Origin of the sequence: Desulfosarcina ovata subsp. ovata (assembly GCF_009689005.1) — a bacterium.
Taxonomy (GTDB): domain Bacteria; phylum Desulfobacterota; class Desulfobacteria; order Desulfobacterales; family Desulfosarcinaceae; genus Desulfosarcina; species Desulfosarcina ovata.
In genome coordinates, this window is record NZ_AP021879.1 from 3227083 (window position 1) to 3246911 (window position 19829).

At 45.0% G+C, this 19829-nt stretch carries 16 protein-coding genes; 12 read left to right on the forward strand and 4 right to left on the reverse strand.

Going from position 1 to position 19829, the window contains the following annotated elements:
- Positions 1-15: 15 nt before the first annotated feature.
- Both GN112_RS14260 and GN112_RS14265 read right to left on the reverse strand, forming a co-directional pair.
- The gene (locus GN112_RS14260) at positions 16-474 is read right to left on the reverse strand and encodes a hypothetical protein (RefSeq protein ID WP_155310833.1); all 459 of its coding nucleotides are present in this window, start codon (positions 472-474) and stop codon (positions 16-18) included.
- A gap of 113 nt (positions 475-587) precedes the next feature.
- The gene (locus tag GN112_RS14265) at positions 588-1412 is read right to left on the reverse strand and encodes a hypothetical protein (RefSeq protein ID WP_155310834.1); all 825 of its coding nucleotides are present in this window, start codon (positions 1410-1412) and stop codon (positions 588-590) included.
- A gap of 304 nt (positions 1413-1716) precedes the next feature.
- Between GN112_RS14265 and GN112_RS14270 the strand changes: the two genes are divergently transcribed.
- From GN112_RS14270 to GN112_RS14310, 9 genes are all read left to right on the forward strand, one after another.
- A complete protein-coding gene (locus tag GN112_RS14270) occupies positions 1717-2634 on the forward strand; it encodes a hypothetical protein (RefSeq protein WP_155310835.1) in 918 nt (305 codons plus the stop codon).
- Between the two features lie 244 nt (positions 2635-2878).
- Positions 2879-3727 (forward strand): sigma-70 domain-containing protein, encoded by an 849-nt coding sequence (locus GN112_RS14275; protein ID WP_155310836.1) that lies wholly within the window; start codon positions 2879-2881, stop codon positions 3725-3727.
- Positions 3728-3736: 9 nt separating this feature from the next.
- Positions 3737-4462, forward strand: coding sequence for a zf-HC2 domain-containing protein (locus GN112_RS14280; protein WP_155310837.1), 726 nt, complete (start codon positions 3737-3739; stop codon positions 4460-4462).
- 14 nt (positions 4463-4476) lie between these two features.
- Entirely contained in the window at positions 4477-5859 is a 1383-nt protein-coding gene (locus GN112_RS14285; RefSeq protein WP_162458942.1) for a hypothetical protein, read from the forward strand.
- Positions 5860-5927: 68 nt separating this feature from the next.
- A complete protein-coding gene (locus tag GN112_RS14290) occupies positions 5928-7115 on the forward strand; it encodes a hypothetical protein (protein ID WP_155310839.1) in 1188 nt (395 codons plus the stop codon).
- 183 nt (positions 7116-7298) lie between these two features.
- Complete coding sequence (locus tag GN112_RS14295) at positions 7299-9266, forward strand: bifunctional acetyl-CoA hydrolase/transferase family protein/GNAT family N-acetyltransferase (RefSeq protein ID WP_155310840.1); 1968 nt, start codon at positions 7299-7301, stop codon at positions 9264-9266.
- A 940-nt stretch (positions 9267-10206) separates the two neighbouring features.
- On the forward strand, positions 10207-11079 hold the full coding sequence (locus GN112_RS14300; RefSeq protein WP_155308407.1) for a Druantia anti-phage system protein DruA: 873 nt from the start codon (positions 10207-10209) through the stop codon (positions 11077-11079).
- 55 nt (positions 11080-11134) lie between these two features.
- Entirely contained in the window at positions 11135-12538 is a 1404-nt protein-coding gene (locus GN112_RS14305; RefSeq protein WP_155308406.1) for a hypothetical protein, read from the forward strand.
- Between the two features lie 213 nt (positions 12539-12751).
- Positions 12752-13507, forward strand: coding sequence for a hypothetical protein (locus GN112_RS14310; RefSeq protein WP_155310841.1), 756 nt, complete (start codon positions 12752-12754; stop codon positions 13505-13507).
- On the opposite strand, the gene GN112_RS14315 is transcribed toward GN112_RS14310, so the two are convergent.
- Together GN112_RS14315 and GN112_RS14320 are read right to left on the reverse strand one after the other, a co-directional pair.
- Entirely contained in the window at positions 13469-14872 is a 1404-nt protein-coding gene (locus GN112_RS14315) for a hypothetical protein (protein ID WP_155308406.1), read from the reverse strand. The genes GN112_RS14310 and GN112_RS14315 overlap by 39 nt on opposite strands.
- Positions 14873-14927: 55 nt before the next feature.
- Positions 14928-15800: a Druantia anti-phage system protein DruA gene (locus tag GN112_RS14320; RefSeq protein ID WP_155308407.1), complete on the reverse strand. Its 873-nt coding sequence runs from the start codon at positions 15798-15800 to the stop codon at positions 14928-14930.
- Between the two features lie 205 nt (positions 15801-16005).
- On the opposite strand from GN112_RS14320, the gene GN112_RS14325 reads away from it, so the two are divergent.
- The 3 genes from GN112_RS14325 to GN112_RS14335 are packed head-to-tail and all read left to right on the forward strand — an operon-like array spanning position 16006 to position 19564.
- A complete protein-coding gene (locus GN112_RS14325; protein WP_155310842.1) occupies positions 16006-17349 on the forward strand; it encodes a ParB/RepB/Spo0J family partition protein in 1344 nt (447 codons plus the stop codon).
- A gap of 48 nt (positions 17350-17397) precedes the next feature.
- Entirely contained in the window at positions 17398-18675 is a 1278-nt protein-coding gene (locus GN112_RS14330; RefSeq protein WP_155310843.1) for a pentapeptide repeat-containing protein, read from the forward strand.
- Between the two features lie 43 nt (positions 18676-18718).
- Positions 18719-19564, forward strand: coding sequence for a hypothetical protein (locus tag GN112_RS14335; RefSeq protein WP_155310844.1), 846 nt, complete (start codon positions 18719-18721; stop codon positions 19562-19564).
- Positions 19565-19829: the final 265 nt, after the last annotated feature.

The following is a 19829-nucleotide window of genomic DNA, read 5'->3' on the forward strand; positions in this document are numbered from 1 at the left end:
TCATTTTATTTTCGATCAGTGGACCTTCACAGGCGCCTGGAGATTCACATTGCTTTCTATTGATTGGAGCCTGGATTCTGAACTACCGGCTTTAATCGTACCAATCTTTACATGATCATCGAAACGATAAATCTTTTTAAGGTCAACTCCGATGTTAATCCGCCGGATCCTGCTTTTTGCACCGATATTGACGTTTCCATTAGCAAAACGCTCAATATTTTTCCCCGCTTTGATCCGGACCTCTCCGATACAGCTTGAATCGCGATCCGACACATCCGCATCGGTAACATACTGATACAGGATCCTACCATTGTTGGTAAACCCGCGCATGGCTCTGTGCTTCGTTCGGATCATTCGGTACTTGGTGTTCTTGCGTGTATGCGAATTAATCTGTTCTGCATGGACCGGTACAGTAGGATAAAATGCGTATCCTGCTATGATCAAAATAAATGTTATCGCAATTGAATATTTCATGGTGAAGTTCCAGACTTTTGAGGTGCTATTGGGTCATAAATTAGGTGAAAGGGAAAGGCAAGTTTCAAGGAATAAACACATTAGGGGGCACCTTGCAGTGCCCCCTAATGTGTTTATTCCATCGTGAAGCTTCCGATTTCGACATCAGCACCTTTGCCTGCCTTGATTCCGCCGGGAATACGAGCCGTCATGTTGGCGTAAAAATTCCCCTTAAATCGCTGGTTGGAAAGGTTTGCAGATGCGACGCTAACTTTGGCACCCTTTTCCGCCCTGATTCTGCCCATTTCGCTGTTGGTCCGAATGTCGACGCCTTTTTTAAAGGTGGTGTTGGATAATTCAGCTGTCGAAACAGCGACCCGGCTGCCCTTTTCGGCCTCGACCTCCTGGGTGCGTGCTTGCAGGTAAAAATTGGCATCGCCACCATCGACTCGTACTTCATGAGCGTTGAGGCCTGCCACGCTTACAACAGCGTTTTTTCCCGCCGTAATGCCATTGGTTACATAGCCATAGGTGTGAAGATTTAGATCTTTGCCAAAAGTTGCATTTTCAATATCTGCGCTTCCCAGGCGAATTTGCGCGCTTTTGTCTGCCTTAATATTTTGTGTTTGCCCGACCATATACGCCTTCAGGTCTCCGTCAATCTCTGTATTTGAAACCATTAATGCCGCCGCACTTACGGAAGCATTCTTGTCAGCGTTTACGTTTTTGACACGAGAATATCCGTAGATCGTAACATCATCGCCAATTGATGAGTGCTGGAGTTTTGCAGATCCCAGGTGGACCGTTGTATTCTTACCGGCGACAACGTCTTGAGTGGTGCTATTCAGGGTCACCCGTAGGTTACCTCCGACGGTACCGCCATCTTGAGCGTACAGGTTGGATGCAAAAAGAGTTGCACATACGACCAGGCCGCCACAGATCATTGATTTTGCTTTCATGTTCATCCTCCATCTCTTTAGGGTTTGAAAAAATGTTGTTGGGTTGCCGTTCATGTTGCTCTGCTTTGTGAACGTTTAACCTTCCTATCGCGCGTTCAGCGCCGCTGGCTCAAAATTGATAATTTTATTTTGATGAGCGCACTCCCTCCTAACCCGTTCGCTGAAAACTATTTGCCATTATAGGGAGAGGGAACAATTGGATTGAGGACGACCTCTTAAAAGATTTTTGAGCCAACGGATATAGGAGAGCGATAGAGCGTTTAGACTAACTTTATTCCCAACAACAATTTAGGAAAGAGAGGACATGATGAAACAGAAAAGGATTTCGAGGATTGGGCTGCTTCATTTCGTATTGGGCTTCACTCTTTGCAGCTACCTGCCGGCACTGGCGCAGCCGAATCACACGGCAGTTGACACGCAAGTTCATGTCAGCCAGGCTGTGGCAGAGAAAAATGCTGCTTTGCGGGCAGGGGCAGTAAAAATTCAGAATGCGGCCTTAAACGGTGACATGCAAATCAATACCCACGCCGACACAGGAACGGTAACCGTTTATAAAGGCGGAATACTTGATGTTGCCTCGGCTTTGATTCGAAAAAGCTCGGTGGGTGGTGATATTGAGATGGATCTTACCGCACAAACAGGTGGTCTCGAAATCGGGGCTGGAAGTGAGGTTTCCGTGGGAGCATTTGAGATGTCCGAAGTTCAAGGAAAGACTGACATGACGGCAGGCTTGATGCCGTGGCATCTAACTGAAAAGCTACGGGCATATCTGCGCGCGATGGCTCCCAATCCAAATTCTGTTTATGACCCAACTGGAAAACGAGAACTCGTAAACAACGTTTCGTTATCCGCTGTGGATACCAATGAGCCGTTTACCTATTCCAGCACAGTCAGCGGAGACTATATTTATCATAATTTCTATTTTACGCATGCAGAGTTGACCAAGATGGCCAAAAACCCTTACAGTTCCCAAGGCAATGCCAATGCCGTTGTCGATAAAATATGGACGCTGAATAAAGACGGTATGGGTTCAAAATATGGGAATTTGTCCGGAAAGCTTATTATGGCATTTACATTAAACAACATGGCCAAGGACAGCCTGAAAGAAGGCCGCAATGAAATGGGTATTCAGGTTCGGTCTCGGCGTGATGAGGGTGGCAAATGGGCCCTGGAGTTCTTGGACCAAGTCGCCGGTGTTTGGAAAACGCTGGCCGGTAAATAATAAATAAACAGGTAAAAAATGGGCATTCTGAACTAATGGCCTATTTGTTCCCGTCACACTATAGGCCAATGATAAGAACCCTCTTGATTATTATAATAATCGTAGATAGTTAAGATAACTTGGCCCGCGGTCAGTGTCTAAAAAATGTGTGACACGCCAATATGTAAATCCATGGCTAAATTGACGGCTTTTCCTATAAAAACAAGGATTCAAAGGGAATGGTTCATGAGGTAAGGGTAAAGCTATGGTAGAGAATTTTTTTGAAACTTTTTGGTCACTTACTAAAGGCTTTTCATTGAGCCGGGCGGATGGCGAACCGGATAACGGCACCACGATCGAGGTCCGGCGGTATCGCCTGCTGACATTAATCAAACAAGTCCGCCGCATGGCCATCCGAAAATTTTATCAAATGCCGGATTCTTTCACGGCAAGCCATGAATTGGATGACTGGATCCAAGAGGCGTTCATTATAATGTTTGAATGCTGTGAGGCTTATGATCATCGTGGCCCATTTGATCATCACGTACGTTTTATGGTTTCCCGTCGTCTGACAAGTCTCCAGAGAAAAATATTCAGAGAAAACCCTCCAGCCAACAGGACGTTGTTTAAAATCGTCCATGAGTTGAAACAGGACTTGGGACGAGAACCGACGGCATCAGAAATTGCGGAGCATACGGGGCGACCCGTCAAAGAAATCGAAGGAATGATCGTCGAAGGTTTTAACCTGCGAATGGTTATCAGTGGCGTCGATATTGATAGCCACATCAGCAAGAACCAAGAATCGTTGCTTTCAGGCCAACAAGATGAACCGATAAATTCTGCGCAGGTAGAAGGAAGGGCGGGCATTTCCCCAGAAAACCAGGTAATTCGCCAAGAAGCACGCCGAATTTTGATGAAATGCATTGAAAAACTATTGCCCGAAGCCAGGCTCCTGTTCATTCGGCATGAATTCGAAGGCATCTCTTTTGGTAAAATTTATAAAAAGCTAAGTACAAAAAATGTCAGCATAGCGACATTCAAACGTCGTTACCAATCTGATGTTTACAATCCTGTAAAGGTGTGCGTCACTTCGCAATATCAAATACAATCATGAGAGGATATCATGAATGTCGAGAAAAGATATCAAAGTTTGGTTACCAGTACTGGACGAATCTACAATAGGGTGTTGTCACGAAAAAGCTGTATATCAAAAGGGCTGTTGAGTGATTATCTCAATGGCGATCTGGGTGATGCTTTAAGCCAGGAAATTTCAAACCACATTGCAACTTGTGAATCGTGTCAAATGGCAAAAATGAAAGTTGCGGCCGACCAGACCGAGTTTGAAATGATAATGGACCGCGACCCTGATCATGGATTGAATTCGGTTTTGGGGCCAAGTGGCGCGAAAAGAATAGCGGCTATGACAGAGAATCAGCAACGACTCCGGTTCCAAGAAAAACTTACAAAAACAAAAGAATCACTGATTGAATGGGCGTCACCCCTTTGGGAGCCGATGCTGGCCGGCCAACCTGTAACCGCTGCGGACCTGACCGAACAATCCCGTCAGTTTGAAATGGACTATGGTGAATACATCAACATCTCCTGCTTCTGGCAGGGACAAAGCCGAGAATCCGAGCCCCATGTCCGTTTGACCTGGCGTGCAAATCTGATCTCTCCCAGCAACCTGTGGGTTCGATTTGTCAACCCTGAGACCCAAATCACATATTCCGAATTCCCTTTGGGACTGCATCTCGAAGGCGAAAAACGCTTCGATCAAAACGAGTTGGGTTTTGATCCGGCGGCCCAAAAATGGGCGGTTTCTATTGTTGTGGAAAAAATAGAGCCATAGGAACTAATAACGCGATGACAACACACTTCGCTTATCCCAATGTGCTTCCCAAAGAGAAACGCTTTATTGGTTGTGGGCGGTATCGCGCCATGGATCCAAAGGATGACTGCCCGCCTGAATATCATTCGGTGGAAGAGACACCCAACACCCCAAATAGAATGGTCCTGGAACACGCCCTGCAAACAATGGGGGCCGAAAGCTATGCTGCCACAAAAACCATTTTTGAGAAAAGAGATCAACCAAACCATCAATACCAAGGCGATTCTCTCGATTTGGCCTATTTGTTGGCCCACATCCACCGGAGCAGGAACTTACGGATTAATCCAATCGGCGATATTTGGTGTACCGGGGTTGTACAAACAAGCGATGGGAAGCCGATTTTGCGCAAGGTCGACCCAACCGGGTTTGAGTTGAAATTAAACTCCTTTTTGTCCCCTGAAAACAATGACCAAATCTTCTTCGTACCGGCAGCGAATTTCAATTCCAAGATATTAGAACTTGCATCTTTTAAAGGAGCAAAAACGTTTACCCTTGATCAATTTTCTGATCCAAATTTCAACAGCCTCGCGAGTCAATCAGAAAAATCAATAATTAAGGTGCTACCGAACGAACTACCCGAATTAGTGAAGGCTATTTTCACCCCTATTAATCCAAAAAACCATTCAAAAAAATGGATTTTATCATCATTCATTGTAATGCTAATTGCTTCTTTCTCATTAGTTCTATTTTTTCAAAATAAAAAAGATATCAGCCAAGATGAAATCCAATCACTAATTTTTCATGGTGAATATGATGAAGCGCAAAGAAAGTTGGCATTGGCTGATAGAAATCAACTGTGGACCAAACAGATTTCCAATAATTTGAATATCGAATTAAACGTGCAAGTCGGTTTTATTTTTCGCAAGGATGACAATCCTCAATTGCATCGAATGACTCTTAATTCAGAGCCAACAGACAATCTAAGATTAAATCACCGCGATTATTATCGCCTTGAAATAACTTTCCCTGAAACCAGACCTGTTTTGCATTTGTATCTTTTTCAATTGGACACGGTAGGAAACCTGGATCGCTTGTTTCCGAGTCAACTCTGGGGGACATTAAATCCGATCACCCCAACACTCGACAGAGTCAGTGTGCCTTCGGATTCCGGAGACTGGCTTTTTCTGAGCAAACTTGATCAGTTAACCGAAGGAATGATCAAGGAACAGTTAATTCTTGTGCTTTCTCCCTGGCCGGCTAAAGATATGGAAGCGCTATATGAAAAAACTAAGCTGGCTGCAGACGATGGCCAACGCCGATTATTTTTAGAATCATTTCTGGAACGCCTAAAGGTTAGAGAACAAGCAACCTTTTCATCGGTCGTGGTAAAAAGGATTAGTTTTTGGCATGAAAAGTGAGGCTATGGATCAATGCCCCTCTTAATGCACGCCATAAATAGCTCTTTAAAGGGACGATACACCCTCCGTTGGATAGGTCTTCTTCTATTTTAAGCACTGCTTACATCGATGCACCGGATTTGGAACGTTTGGTGATTATGGTCAGCAGGGCACGGCCAAGCCTGTCCCAACAAGCAATTTTTCATGATGCCGATTTATGCCATAAGCGTCTAGAATTATTTAGAGAGATATTTTTGCAGTCCTCGAATGCAGTTAAACTGGTTTGCTTGAGTTACGGTTTATCGCTGACCAGTTATTACCGTTTGGTGAAAGACTATCGCCTTTTTGGACCCTGGGCACTCATTCCGGCCAATACGCCCGGCAAGGATACGATGAGCGATGAGACCGAGTTGAGCATTGTCCTGCACAAGTTGCGTCATCCTCGAGAATCGGCGCAGGGGATTATCAACATTATGAAATTGCGTTGCTCGAGATTTACCGTCAACCGGGTGTTTTCTCGCTGGGCTTTAACGGACCGCACGCGGGCACCGGTGGCTTTGAATCAATTCTGTTCCGAGTCGGACAACGAGGCGAAGCCGTTTGTTCCTGACATGACGGCGTATCATCTTCATAGTGAGGCGTCGTTGCTCGAATCGCGCCGGATAAACCGGCAGTTTGAGTTACGGTGCGGTAAGATGCGAACACATGCCTATCATTTATGCGATCCAGGCCCAATTTTGCTTGCGCCGTTTGTTAATGACCTGGGGATCGTGCAGGCGATGGAAAGCTACGGCCCGGCGCGGTTACGCGGTAAGGACTTGAGTAATTTGGCCCTGCTGAATGTTTTTCGCATTCTGTCCGGATACCGGCGCATTAATCATCTAAGCAATAACCGAGATCGATCTGTGGCCTTTGCCAGCGGCTTGGGCATGTTCGGGACACGTTCACGCTATTACGAGGACACCCTGGAATTCAAATTTGACCAGCTTCATCTTCTGCGTTGCGATTTGGTTCGCCGAGCCAAGGAGCTTGGTCTTACCCAGGGCACGAAGATCGCTTTCGACTTTCATTTCAAGAAGTATTTTTTGCGAGCAGTTCGCCGAACAGCCGAAGCTTGGTCAGCGAGGCGCTTGGATCATCGAGGCAGTAACGTTCTGCCAGCGCCGCCTGATGCATCAGGAGGGGATCGTTTAAAATGTGGCAGTCATCATGTTTTCCCCCATATTTTTTTCAGAACCATATCGCTGATCCGGAAAATCCCTGAATATGTCCATTAAGCGGTGCCCCCCCTGAATCCAAAACGGTTTTCGTTACGTTTGCTTAGAATTGCTGTTACGAGCTCATCTTACTTGACTACGCCTCTATTTTGGGGTCATGCTATGTCTAATTTTAATGAATTCGCAAACCTATTTTTCCACGCGGCCACCTTCGGCGCCATCAAGCCTTCATGGAGGATAACCATGGATTTGAAGAAAGCCTGTCCGAAGAAGCTGGTTGATGCAGAAACCGCCATGTCCAAAATCAAAAACGGCAGCAGGGTGTTTATTGGTTCTGGGTGTGGGGAGCCGCAGCATCTGATTCGAACCATTGTGGAAGACCTGAACATGCAGGACATCATGCTCTACCAGATGCTATCATGGACCTTCGCTAATTATGTGGACGATCCCCAGTTCATGAAACGCTTCTCGCTCAAGCTTTTCTTTATCAGCGCCCACATGAGAAAAGCGGCCTTCGAGGGGAAAATCGATTATATTCCCACCTACCTCTCTCAGATCCCACGTTACTTTGCCAATCGCCGTATCGTCCTGGACGTGGCTCTGATTCAGGTCAGCCCGCCGGATAAATTCGGTTATTGCAGTCTCGGTGTATCCGTGGATATTACCCTGGCCGGCATGCAGAATGCCAAATTGGTCATTGCTCAGGTCAACCCGCGCATGCCGCGAACCTGGGGAGACAGCATGGTTCATATCAATGAGATCGATTACCTGGTGCCATTCGAAGAACCCCTCGTCGAGGCCCGGCCCCATTTCAAAAACCCGAATGTGGCCGATCGCATCGGTTTTTACGTCAACCAACTGGTGGACGACGGCGCCACGATCCAGATCGGGTTCGGCCATCTGCCCAACACCATCCTTGGGAACCTGACCGACAAACGCGATCTGGGCATCCATACCCAGCTGATCACCGATGCATTCCTGCCGCTGCTCGAGCAGAAGGTGATCACCAACCGGAAAAAGACCCTGCATCCCGGCAAGGTATTGACATCAATGTGTATGGGCTCGGAAAAGCTCTACCGCTACGTTGATAACAATCCCATGTTTTCTTTCTGCTCATCGGAGTTCGTCAACGATCCCACGGTCATCGCCCTCAACGATAATCTCATCTCAATCAGCTCGGCCCTGGAGATTGACCTGACCGGTCAGGTCTGTACGGACTCCATGGGCCATCTGTTCTACAGCGGCATCGGCGACCAAGTCGATTTCCTACGCGGCAGCGCCATGTCCAAAGGCGGATTTTCCGTCATCGCCCTGCCGTCCACCGCCCAGAATGACCAAGTGTCCAGGATCGTACCGCACTTGAGCGAGGGAGCTGGGGTGGCCACCACGCGTGGCGACGTCAACTTTGTGGTCACCGAATACGGCATCGCCGAGCTCTCCGGCAAAAGCATCTACCAGCGGGTCATGGAACTGGCTCAGATTTCGCATCCGAAATTCCGCGAAGAGATCATCGCGGTGGCAAAAACCCGCCACTACATTTTTTCCGACCAGCTTCCGCCCACCCAGGATGACCTGATTTTTCTCGAACGCTACAAAAACCAGATGCCTTTGAAGAATGGCAAAATCGTCGAATTCAGACCGCTGCTGCCCTCGGACGAGTTCGCCTATCGCAATTTTTTTTACTCGCTACAGGAAAAAACCATCTATTTCCGTTTCTTTTACAAAATGAATCTTTTCTCCCATGAGGTGGTCCAGAAGCAGTGGGCCAGCGTGGACTACCGCAAAAACATGTCCATCATCGGCCAGGTGCGCATCGGTGGGCATCAGGAGATCATCGCTATCGGTTCCTATGCCGACGAAGACGAAGGCAATCCCAGAGCCGAAGTGGCCTTCGTGGTACGTGAGGATTTTCAGGGCATGGGAATCGCCTCCTACCTCCTGGCCATCATGCAACCCATTGCCAAGGAAAATAATTTTACAGGTTTTATGGCCACCGTGCTGCGTGAAAACAAAGCTATGCTGCGGGTCTTTAAAAAACGCTACCCCAATGCAAAAACAATAGTCACGGGCGGTAATGAAGTCAGTATCCTCATGGAGTTCAGCGACGCCGTGGAGTGGGGACGAAAAGTTGCCAGCGATAAATCGGGAGAGGATGATGTGTGTATATGTCCGGTTCCCGACACCAATAGAAAAGAACCATTCAAGCCATAGCATATGGTTTGGCTAAGGCGTTCGGCGGGTCAACCTGGATTCCGTTCCCGGTCATGAAATTATCCTGGCAACAGATCAATTTTTGGCGGCTTAATAAAAACCAAACAAATTCCCAGCAAAAAACATCATCAGCTTCCCGAGCTACCTTTCGCTCTACCTCTTGCACCCGGCCGGATCATCACTGGATGGTCCGGTCTCCTTTTTTCATTGCGATGATGATTCTGGTGGGTCAGCTCAACCATGAGCATATTTTTTAGAGCCATTTACCCCATTTTACCTTCCCCTTGTGGGGAATAATGTGGGAAGCGGCATTTTTCACAAACTAAAACAGGCACTCACAATCTCTTGTATGTGCCTGTTTTTATTTTTTGGTAGCGGGGGCTGGATTCGAACCAAAGACCTTCGGGTTATGAGCCTCTTTTGAAATTATTTCAATAAGTTAGAGAAAACGCTGTATTGACGGGCTTTCCCTTTTATTCCTGTTGGTTGAGAGAAAACAAGACGATCACTGATCTTGTTCAATAATCGCAATGACGGCAACCATGACAAATCAAAATGTCACAAATCCGACACAGGGTTTTCCGGTTTATTCGACAGTTGACCCGAAAAATTATTCCGCCCATTCCCACTCTTAAACATAAAGCCGAAAGTGTCTCCCACCGGCACCCACACCACCACATTTACGATCTGCCATCCTGCCACGATGTACCCGCCATGACAAGCCCCCTGCCCTATCCTGCTCATGATGCACAGTCGGCATGACCCTGCCTTCGCGCACGTTCTGCTCTTCGTGCCAGATTGTTATTGGGGTTATTACGGTTTTCCATGGGTGTAAACCCAAATTGGGGCAAATTTACTAACAGGCGTAATGGTACCGATTTTCTCGCTCTTTGAAAAATAAAGCTGGACTCAAAACGCTATCTTCGATAAGGTGTCGTCCATGAGTGAGAGCATGACCATTCAGGGGCGCAAATTATTTTCCGAAGATATTGAACTGATTCGTCGGCTGATGGCCGACAATCCGGATTGGCACCGCAGTCGGTTATCCATCGAACTGTGCCGAATGTGGAATTGGCGCACCGATAAAGGTCAGCCCAAAGATATTGCCTGCCGTTCAATGTTGCGTAAGCTAGAACAACGCCAGTTCATCGTGCTGCCGCCACCGTTGCGACCGGGAAATCATTCCCGGCAGATACCTGACATGCCTCATCGTCGCGACCCCATCGAGGGAGTGCTGGACGATCTTCGTCCTGTTGAAATCATCATGGTCAGTGGCCGTTCAGACAACGATCACCTTTTTCATTGTCTAATGGATCGCTACCATTATTTGGGGTGCCGGGGTCACGTTGGCGAGCATATGAAGTATATGGTCTATGATCGCCACGAAAGGCCCCTGGCCTGCCTGCTTTTTGGATCGGCAGCCTGGAAAACAACACCACGAGACCGTTACATCGGATGGAACGTGGCTACACGCCAAGGGAATCTGAAGCTGTTGACCAACAACACCCGGTTTTTGATTCTACCCTGGGTTCGCATTCCCAACTTGGCCAGTTTCATTCTGGGCGCTTGTCTCAGGCGGTTGCGGTCCGATTGGTCCACGCGCTATGGTCACGATTTGTGCCTGGTCGAAACCTTCGTCGATCGTTCCCGCTTTGAAGGGACCTGTTATCAGGCTGCCAACTGGCTAAAATTGGGGCAAACCAAAGGCCGCAGCCGTCAAGATCGCTATCGAAAGTTGAAGGTGCCGGTCAAAGACCTGTACGTTTATCCGTTGACAGCCGATTTCAAAAAGCGCTTATGTGCCGCAGGCTGAAGCTTCGCTACTTGCACGGCAGGCATTCGAGAACCTGCTATCTGCGAGGCGAGCCATGGAGACCACTGTCGATATTCAAAAGCTGCAACGGACCATTGATGAAACCCTTTCCAATTTCCAGACACATTCCGATGCCAACCGGCTGATCATCGATCTGCGCACAGCCCTCTTCTCCACAATTGAGGACTTGATTGTATCTTCCATTGAAAATCTGTTTTCCGATCCATGTTTTTTTAAAGCCGTAAAAAAGCTGGCAGCAAAACTCGGATTTCGCTTCAAGGGATTCAAACCCACCAGCATTCGGCTTTTATCCGGCCGATCGCTACCGATTGAATCCCCTTATTTTGCCAAAGCGCTTCCGAAATCTCGCCGTGGTCGTAAAAGGAAGAAACGGAAACCGAAAAGCGGTATTCACCTGGGGTTGGCCTATCTGGGTTTTATGGATCGTTGCAGCGCTGTTTTGGCATCGGCGTCTGTTCAGGCAAGCTTATTGTGTCCGTCATTTGAGATTGCCAATCGGACCTTGTCTTCTGTTGGCATCGACATGGATATTAAAACGATCCGGCGGTTGTGTATGCACATGGGCAATCGCTCCATGGAGAATCGGCATCGGATAACATTATCGGAAAATGACCATGTAACCGGCCGCGTTTTGTTCGTGTGCATTGATGGTGGCCGCCTTCGTGAACGCCGGACCAAAAAGGGGCGGTTGGCTTCCCATCAAAAACGGAGAGGATATTATTCCGACTGGCGGGAGCCGACACAAATCGTTATTCAATGGCTCGACGCCCAGGCAAATCCGATCAAGGAAATTGCCCCGCTTTACGATGCCACGATGGCCGACATCAACGGTGCGTTTGAATTATTGGAAGATTATCTTCGTCAAATCGGCGTTGACCAGGCCGACGGAGTAATTTTCTGCGCGGATGGCGATCGCAGATATTGGAAACGATTTTCCTCACTGGCAGAAAAGCTTGAAGCCAAGACGTGTTTCCAAGTGATCGACTATACCCATGCCAAACAGAATTTGCATATTGTCGCGGATCATCTTCCCAAAACCCTTGAAGCCAAAGAGCGAACGGCGATTCTCAAGAATTGGAAGGACCTGTTATGGCAAGGAAATTTGATGGAAATCCGAAATCAGATTCGTCAGTACATCACGTATCCGTCGAAGCTAAAGAAAGCATTGAACAAGTTCAACAATTACTTTGTGAAAAATCTCCGCCGCATGCAGTATGCGGCCTTTCGGTTATTAAATCTGCCGACCGGCAGCGGTTGTGTTGAAAGCGCGATACGTCGCGTGATCAATCTTCGGTTGAAAGCGCCGGGTATTTTTTGGAAGCGTGAGACCGCTGAGGTCATGCTTTTTCTCAGGAGCACATTACTTTGCGGGCGTTGGGATAATATGCTGGAACACTTGCTACAACTGAATCGAGGAACATTTGAAGCTTGCCCCTAAATGGGATTGCACCCTTTTCCATTGAGGGTATAGGTTAGAACAATTTATTTTACTCACGAATTCATTGTAAATTCAATGGGAATTTACTGTTTTTCGACATTTACCCATAAAATCTGCTCAAGCTGAAAGCAAAAATGCTGATATGGATAGTAGGTTCCTCGTAGATCCACATTGTAAACCGTTCCATATAGAAAATATCAGCAGAGCATAGCCATGAGCCAGAATCCGTCGAGCCAGGATGCAGCCGTTGAGCCACACCGGCCTTCCTCTTGGACTGAGGGCGACATTCCACATCGTAAAGGAAGCTGTAACGTCCTGTTAATCGCGCCGCATGGGCATCCTGACAATGATGGCAGGACGTACTCTATAACAAGGAAAGCCGCAGACACGTTCGGTTCATACGCCATCGTCAACAAAACCTACCAGAAACCGCCATTCAGAAAGAACGATGATGGAACCTACTATTTTAACAAGAATGGCAAAAAGGTTCGACATGATCCTGATAAATCAAAAAAGTGGATCAATCTGAATCGGAGAAATCAGGTCGAGCCACATCTTGAAGCCGAGTTCAAATCCCCGCTACTCAATATCGTTAATGAGATCATTGAAAAATTCGGTAATGCAATAGTTATTTGGATTCATGGCATTGATGATGACAATTTGATCCCTTCAAATACCGAACGTGGCCAGCGTGGTATGGACGCGCTGATTGGCATTGGTCAAGGTGAGCCAGATAGACGAACGGCCAACAAGAAAACCGTTGATAAAATGATTGAATGTCTGGCATCCAATTCACTCAAGCCGATAAAAGCCGCTCTATCAAAGAAAGGTTCCGATTATTGCGGCTGGCACCTAAACATCATGAATCAGTTTTTCGTCAAACAATACGAGCGGGATAAGGTCGAGTCTATCCAAAGGGTGCAATCCCATTTAGGGGCAAGCTTCAAATGTTCCTCGATTCAGTTGTAGCAAGTGTTCCAGCATATTATCCCAACGCCCGCAAAGTAATGTGCTCCTGAGAAAAAGCATGACCTCAGCGGTCTCACGCTTCCAAAAAATACCCGGCGCTTTCAACCGAAGATTGATCACGCGACGTATCGCGCTTTCAACACAACCGCTGCCGGTCGGCAGATTTAATAACCGAAAGGCCGCATACTGCATGCGGCGGAGATTTTTCACAAAGTAATTGTTGAACTTGTTCAATGCTTTCTTTAGCTTCGACGGATACGTGATGTACTGACGAATCTGATTTCGGATTTCCATCAAATTTCCTTGCCATAACAGGTCCTTCCAATTCTTGAGAATCGCCGTTCGCTCTTTGGCTTCAAGGGTTTTGGGAAGATGATCCGCGACAATATGCAAATTCTGTTTGGCATGGGTATAGTCGATCACTTGGAAACACGTCTTGGCTTCAAGCTTTTCTGCCAGTGAGGAAAATCGTTTCCAATATCTGCGATCGCCATCCGCGCAGAAAATTACTCCGTCGGCCTGGTCAACGCCGATTTGACGAAGATAATCTTCCAATAATTCAAACGCACCGTTGATGTCGGCCATCGTGGCATCGTAAAGCGGGGCAATTTCCTTGATCGGATTTGCCTGGGCGTCGAGCCATTGAATAACGATTTGTGTCGGCTCCCGCCAGTCGGAATAATATCCTCTCCGTTTTTGATGGGAAGCCAACCGCCCCTTTTTGGTCCGGCGTTCACGAAGGCGGCCACCATCAATGCACACGAACAAAACGCGGCCGGTTACATGGTCATTTTCCGATAATGTTATCCGATGCCGATTCTCCATGGAGCGATTGCCCATGTGCATACACAACCGCCGGATCGTTTTAATATCCATGTCGATGCCAACAGAAGACAAGGTCCGATTGGCAATCTCAAATGACGGACACAATAAGCTTGCCTGAACAGACGCCGATGCCAAAACAGCGCTGCAACGATCCATAAAACCCAGATAGGCCAACCCCAGGTGAATACCGCTTTTCGGTTTCCGTTTCTTCCTTTTACGACCACGGCGAGATTTCGGAAGCGCTTTGGCAAAATAAGGGGATTCAATCGGTAGCGATCGGCCGGATAAAAGCCGAATGCTGGTGGGTTTGAATCCCTTGAAGCGAAATCCGAGTTTTGCTGCCAGCTTTTTTACGGCTTTAAAAAAACATGGATCGGAAAACAGATTTTCAATGGAAGATACAATCAAGTCCTCAATTGTGGAGAAGAGGGCTGTGCGCAGATCGATGATCAGCCGGTTGGCATCGGAATGTGTCTGGAAATTGGAAAGGGTTTCATCAATGGTCCGTTGCAGCTTTTGAATATCGACAGTGGTCTCCATGGCTCGCCTCGCAGATAGCAGGTTCTCGAATGCCTGCCGTGCAAGTAGCGAAGCTTCAGCCTGCGGCACATAAGCGCTTTTTGAAATCGGCTGTCAACGGATAAACGTACAGGTCTTTGACCGGCACCTTCAACTTTCGATAGCGATCTTGACGGCTGCGGCCTTTGGTTTGCCCCAATTTTAGCCAGTTGGCAGCCTGATAACAGGTCCCTTCAAAGCGGGAACGATCGACGAAGGTTTCGACCAGGCACAAATCGTGACCATAGCGCGTGGACCAATCGGACCGCAACCGCCTGAGACAAGCGCCCAGAATGAAACTGGCCAAGTTGGGAATGCGAACCCAGGGTAGAATCAAAAACCGGGTGTTGTTGGTCAACAGCTTCAGATTCCCTTGGCGTGTAGCCACGTTCCATCCGATGTAACGGTCTCGTGGTGTTGTTTTCCAGGCTGCCGATCCAAAAAGCAGGCAGGCCAGGGGCCTTTCGTGGCGATCATAGACCATATACTTCATATGCTCGCCAACGTGACCCCGGCACCCCAAATAATGGTAGCGATCCATTAGACAATGAAAAAGGTGATCGTTGTCTGAACGGCCACTGACCATGATGATTTCAACAGGACGAAGATCGTCCAGCACTCCCTCGATGGGGTCGCGACGATGAGGCATGTCAGGTATCTGCCGGGAATGATTTCCCGGTCGCAACGGTGGCGGCAGCACGATGAACTGGCGTTGTTCTAGCTTACGCAACATTGAACGGCAGGCAATATCTTTGGGCTGACCTTTATCGGTGCGCCAATTCCACATTCGGCACAGTTCGATGGATAACCGACTGCGGTGCCAATCCGGATTGTCGGCCATCAGCCGACGAATCAGTTCAATATCTTCGGAAAATAATTTGCGCCCCTGAATGGTCATGCTCTCACTCATGGACGACACCTTATCGAAGATAGCGTTTTGAGTCCAGCTTTATTTTTCAAAGAGCGAGAAAATCGGTACCATTACGCCTGTTAGTAAATTTGCCCCAATTTGGGTTTACACCCCTATCCAAATCGAAATCAAGAGAACAGAATTTCGGGAGTCAGGCAAGCACGCAGCTATCACTGCTGAAGCCATTGCAGATGCCATTTCAAAGATGATTTTGCATAGACCCCAAGAAAAACCGAAACAGACGTCTTCGGACAGCGCTGACCAAAATGGAATCATCCAGCAAATCAGGGCTGGTGATATTGACCTCGACAAAGATAAGTTCAAGGTGAGGATTGATGAAATTGGTTCCGACTCAGTCGAATTCCATCAGTTGGTCGAATCGATCCGAAAAAACGGCATTTTGAATAATATCATCGTCAAGAAGTATAGCGACAATAGTGGAAAACCGTATCAGCTGATATCTGGCTTCCGTAGGATAACAGCGCTAAAAGCATCGAAAGATGATCCAGCTAGTTTCGAGGATGAACTCATCTGGGCAAGGGTTCTGGATGCCACGGTATCGGACGATGACGCATACCGGATCAGCTTCACGGAAAATCTGGCCAGGAAAGATCTGTCCTTGTGGGAGATTGCCCAAGCCTGCGCCGAGATAAAGAAAAAAATGGGGGGAGCTGGAAAGGTCAAGGGTGACATCGACGATTACATTGCCAGTTTGATTCAGAAAGATAAAAGGACTGTGCGACGCTACCTGAAGCTGGCATCAATTCAAGATGAGAAAATCAAGGCAGCGGTCCATTCCGGAAATATTTCACCTACTATGGCCCTTGAAATAGGGAAAAAAGATTTAGTGAAAGACGATCCTATAAATATTTCAGCCTTGCTGGATTATCTCGGTGCTCACCCCAAAACAACCAGGCAATTTGAAAAGGCCTATGGCAATCTTGAATATTGTTGCGACAAATCAAAAATGTCCCTGGCTGCCGTACTGGAATGCAAAAACGCGGACGGATTCCTTTCCTTGAAAAAGAAGGAGTTTGAAAAGCGCGTTGAACACTTGCGCGGAAAGACAGGCAAGGAATACCCTGATATCCTTAAAGGTAAAGCTGGATCTCTGGTCAAAGATGCCAGTGAAATCGATGCTGACTTGGAAAGAAAGAAAGCCGGAAAAGAATTTCAAAACAAGAATAAAGATATCGTCGATAGAGTCCAAGAAGCCTTCCACAAATCAGATATCGATGGAGAATTCAAAATCAAACCAGCCTTAGCCTCAGGGAAAAATCAAATCACGGTGACCATCACGGTGCCAAAAGATCAGATTTGGCAAGCGTTTGATGCTGCGTCAAGGGCTAAGAATACGCCAGTGGCAAAGGTCATTCAAAAAACCCAACCGAAAGCACCTGCCGAAAAAAATATATCGCCAGTTTCCAGTACAGGTGAAAATCCAGAGTCTGCTCCTGCAGTTGAACCAGCAATAAAAAACGAATGCCAAGAAAACCCTAATATTCCACGACAAAGCCGGGCTCGCCCTTACCAGACAGACAAAAATTGATAGCCACAATTTTCTTTTTATTTTTTATTTAAGTTTTAAGGATTAATAATGAAAACAAAAGATAAATTTTATGTATTATTATTATTATTTTGCTTAATTGGATGTGCTGAGAAAGACAATGATAGCTTGGTTATTTTACTTCCAAAAAATAATTTTATTTCATTATATGGTGAAGATATTGATTTTGAATCATATGATGAAAATGGAGAAGAGATAATTAGTTCAGTTGAATGGAGTTCGAATATTGATGGAATAATTGGTAGTAATTCTAAATGTACCTATAATAATCTTTCTATCGGTGATCACATAATAACTGCAACTTTAATAACTAACGATGGAAGTATTATTTCAGATTCAATAAGTATTAATATCGAAGAAATGACATGGGCTAAATATTATAAAAAACATAGAAATTTGAGTTCTAGAATAAATAATTATTCTATTGAAGAAAAGAAAATTGAACTTTTGCTTAAAACAACAAAAAACTTAGAAAGAAAAAATTTGAGTGGATTAGATCTTTCAAATAGAAACTTTAGAGGGGTTTCTTTTGAAGGCGCTTTTATGGTTCACTCTAATTTCTCAAATTCTGATTTTAGAAATGCAAATCTTCATAATGCAATTATCGAGAATTCGAATTTTTCGAACGCTACAATAAAGAATGCCAATATCCTTGGAATTAGTTTTGAAAATGTAAATCTATCTAAAGTTGATTTGAGGCACTTAAACTTAAGAAATTATAACATGAAAAATGCAAATATGACTGGATGCAACCTTTTTAAAACAATATTGTCAGGTGCAAATTTACAAAGAGCAATACTCAGAGGAGCAAATCTTAAGCAAACTATATTGATAAATACTGACCTGTTCGGTTCAGATCTTTCATATTCTATTATTGATCGTTCTGAAATTTCAAAAGCAAATTTTGAAAAAGCAAAGTTTATAGGATCTCATATAATTAATACGTATTTATCTGAAAGCGTATTAAAGTATACTGATTTTAGAAAATCTACTTTAGAGAATATAGACATGAGCAATACAAATATTAGCGGTTCGAATTTATCCAACTTAGACTTAAGGTCCGTTAAATTACACAGCTCAAATTTTACAAATTGCAATCTTTCAAACGCTAATTTAAGTAACACAAACATCAATGAATCAGTTTTAGTGAATACAAATTTAAGCGATGCAATACTACAAAATGCAAAATTAAATCGGGTTGACTTTAATAAAGCAAATATAAAAAATACGAATTTTACGAACGCCGACCTAACGAATTCATTTAACTTAGAAAATTCAATAAACGTATCAACAGCAATTGGACTTTGAAAATGAAATATAATTAATATTACTCTTCATCCGGAGGTTTGGTATGATGATTTTTGCAATTAAATTATCTATCGCTGAATATTCCAAAAAATTAATTTATATTAGCTTAATTATATTCCTTTTAAGTGCAGATAGTTCATTTTCTTATGACTATTGCATCATACTTAAAAATGGAAAAATTATTTTAGCTGACGACCATTGGGAGGAAGATGGAAAAAAAATAATAGAGATTGATGGGAAAGAAATTACTTTGGGAAAATATGCCATTGAAAAAATTATAGATCCTGAAAAGCATGAATATTCTAATAATACAAATGATGATTCAAAATATAATAGCGATCTATACTCATATGAATCTGATGGAGGAATTTTATATTTAAACGATAACAGGAAATATACTGTTCGCAAATCGTGGGTTGAAGGATCAAATATCGCTTTTTTGATTAAGAATAAAATTATTTATTTTAGCCCAAATAAAATTAGATCTTTTAAATGTAATGAAAATGGATTAAAAAGTACAAATGTTGAAGATACATATTATGGAAGTATGAAAGATGAAACTTTCAATAATAGTGCGAATAAATCAAAAAAAAGCAATTCAAGTTATGTTCAAAATATGCAAATAAAAAAACTTGAATCACAAATTGAAAGACAAAAGAATAAAATGCATAATGCTATGAATCATTCTGATTATTGTAATTCTGAAGTTCAAAAATATCATAGCTTAAGTTATTCAAGTTCTTCAGAATCTATGAGAGCAAAATACGAAAGCTATAGAGTAATATGGATGGAAAGAGATCGTTCAGCTAAAGCAAGGTTCGCAAGAGAACAGATCGAGCTAAACAAACTTGAAAAGGAGCTTTACCTACTAAAAAAAAGAAATCAATAATCCCCGCTGAAATCAATCAGCAGGTTAATTGCTTTTACAATTTTAACAACGCCATGTTTTTCTAACTCACCTAAAAGGGGTGTCGAAAGTAAGTTTTGTCATTAAAAACAGATTGCATTCTTTTGAGTCGAAGGGCGTGTATCCAAACTCATTCACAATTACTGTCAATTATTTATAATGGCTCCGGCCTTTTCCCTGCTTCCAGGATTGCCCAATTGGACAGCGCTGTCCAAACCTGATGGTCAGCGAGGGGTATCGTGGTCAT